The organism is Blautia sp. CAG:257 (assembly GCF_000433815.1).
In the GTDB taxonomy this organism is placed as follows: domain Bacteria; phylum Bacillota; class Clostridia; order Lachnospirales; family Lachnospiraceae; genus Blautia_A; species Blautia_A caecimuris.
Genome location: NZ_HF999050.1, coordinates 1 through 2578, shown reverse-complemented (window position 1 = coordinate 2578; position 2578 = coordinate 1). Strand labels below are relative to the sequence as shown.

The 2578-nt window shown below is 43.3% G+C and carries 2 protein-coding genes; both read right to left on the bottom strand.

Annotation, left to right across the window (positions count from 1 at the left end):
• Positions 1-734: 2-aminoethylphosphonate--pyruvate transaminase (locus QVP40_RS06825; protein WP_288200365.1), on the bottom strand; the 734-nt coding region annotated here is incomplete at its 3' end.
• A 76-nt stretch (positions 735-810) separates the two neighbouring features.
• Positions 811-2578: extracellular solute-binding protein (locus QVP40_RS06820; RefSeq protein WP_288200364.1), on the bottom strand; the 1768-nt coding region annotated here is incomplete at its 5' end.

Sequence of the window (2578 nt, the reverse complement as noted above, 5' to 3'; positions counted from 1 at the left end):
ACATGTGTAGGAGATGTGAAGCGCCATTTACCGTCCGCCTCCATGGTTTTCCACTGATCATAAAGGTCAAGAGAAAGACTTCTTGCTTTTCCTTTACTTTCTGTCAGAAGCTTTCTGTCTGCAATGATAAATGAAAATCCCGGCACGCCCTGAATACATTTATTTGCACTGCTGATGATAAAGTCGATTCCCCAGTCCTTTACCGGAATATCCACTCCTGCAAAGCTGCTCATAGCGTCCACAATAAAGACTTTTCCCATGCTCTTTACTACTTTTCCTACCGCTTCAATATCATTAAGGATACCGGAGGTTGTCTCACTGTGTACCATGGCAACATGGGTAATGGAAGGATCTTTTTCCAGCATTTCCCGGATCACCTCTGCCTTTGGAACCTGATCATAATGTTCATTATAGATCACATAATCCATTCCTGCGTGCTCCGCAATATCTGCCATTCGTTCTCCGTATGCGCCGTTTGCCGCGATCAGAAGCTTGTCCTCTTTTCCGATCACACTTGTGAGAACAGATTCCACACCAAAGGTTCCACTTCCCTGCATCAGCACTGCCGTATACTCTTCTTCTGATACGTGAGCCAGTTTCAGAAGCTCTTTTCTGATCTCCTGTGTGATCTGTTTATAATCGTCATCCCAGGTACAATGGTCGAACATCATCTCCCCTTTTACGGTATCTGTGGTTGTAAGAGGTCCCGGTGTAAGCAGTTTATAATTTTTCATTTTCAGTTCTCCTTTTATCTGTTGATCTGTGTTTATTTTTCACTGTCTGCCAAGATACAGACTTAGTGTAAGCTCTTTATTTTTTACATTCTTCAGACAGTTTCTGATGTTTTTCCAGAAGCTCAACTGTCAGTTTCTGATTAAATACCTCAGGATTGGCAGAAGCATTTTCAGGATCTGTTATCTCATCTTTATAGAGAGCATTGGGGTATGTTTCCTGAAGCTTCTCTCTCCCGTTCTCGATTATGCACTGTGCCATTTCCATGGCTGTTTTATCTCTTTTTGATCCCTTATCCAACACTGCGACGGACTCTGTAAGGGAAAAATTTCCTTCCGCCGGATCTATATAATCTACAGGAAGTCCTGCCTTCTTGTCTGCCACTGCCTGATGCCGCAGGCCGAAGCCGATGGCAACCTCTCCTGCCCGGACTTTTTTCAGTGGTCCTGATCCGGAATCCTCAATATGAGGCCCTGCATTTTCATAAATCCGGGTGAGAAGCTCTTTTGCCTCGTTTTCTCCGTATGCGTCAATGAGTGCCTGCAAAAGTAGCCAGGCAGTAGATGAAGAAGAGACATCTGTAACAGAAATCATGTCCTTGTAAACAGGATCTGCCAGATCTTTAATGGATTCCGGCACAGGAAGTCCTGATGATTCCATTACTTTTGTATTTATGATAAGCGCTCCCTCCTGAGCTGTTACAGGAGCACAGTAAGAAGGAAACTCTTCTGTTGTATTCACCGGAAAGGTCAGATCTTTAAACATCTGATTCTGCTCCTGAGCGCTGTCAATATAAAAGGTACTCATTGTGATCAGATCGGCTTCCAGATTCTTTCCTTCTGCCAGAAGCTTGCCTCCCAGCTCTGATGTACCAAAAGTCTGCATGATATATTTTCCCCGGTATCCATTTGCATCAAGCGATTCTTTCATGGCCTCAACCGCCTCGTCATCTCCATTGGAATAAATCACTACCAGGTCACTGTTGCGTCCGCCTGTTCCCAGAGAAACTGCGGAAATCACCAGAATCGCTGCCACAGCCACAGCTATGATCCTTTTTGCAGTTCGGATCCCCGACGAAACCAACTGAACATTTCCTGCTTTTTTTAATGAATATTCTGCAGTTTTTGACTTACGGGAAGCAAGGTATCCAAACAATGCCTTTGCTGCAATATTTGTAAAAAGAAGCAGCAGCGAAAGAACAAAAATTTCATTGTATTTATTGTAATACTGAAGCTGTTTGATCTTTGTTGTAATCACCATCGTGCGGGCTCCGGCAAGGAAAATCACTGCACTGATGGTTACCATTGCATTAATAAAGTAATAGCTGAACACCCGGATTATGGTTGAAATGGCGTTGGGTGTAACAACTCTCAGGATCGTTTTGATCCAGCTGTCGCCCATGAGCATGGCTGTAGTTTCCCAGGAGGCATTCATCTTTGCAAGAGATTCTTTCATCATCAGATACGGCGTTGAAAAGAAATGAATCATATTGCAGATCACCATGATCAAAAATGTATTCTGAATACCGGTACCGGAAAAACAGAACAGAAATGCAAGCCCCAGAACCATTCCCGGTATTGTGTTTGTTACCATTGCGATACCGTCAATAATCTGTTTAAACCTTCTGCTCACCTTGCTTCTTGCTGTAACCAGAGCGCTTCCATATACAAGCAGCGTTCCAAAAACTGCTGTATAAAAAGCCACATAAAGGGAATTCAGATACACATTCGAAAGCTCTTTATCCCGCAGCACATTCCGTATGTTTTCCAGTGTAAAATGAATCTCATAGGGCCATTCCTCCACAAAAGGAATTACAAAGATCACTGCAAAAATCGAAAGTACACAC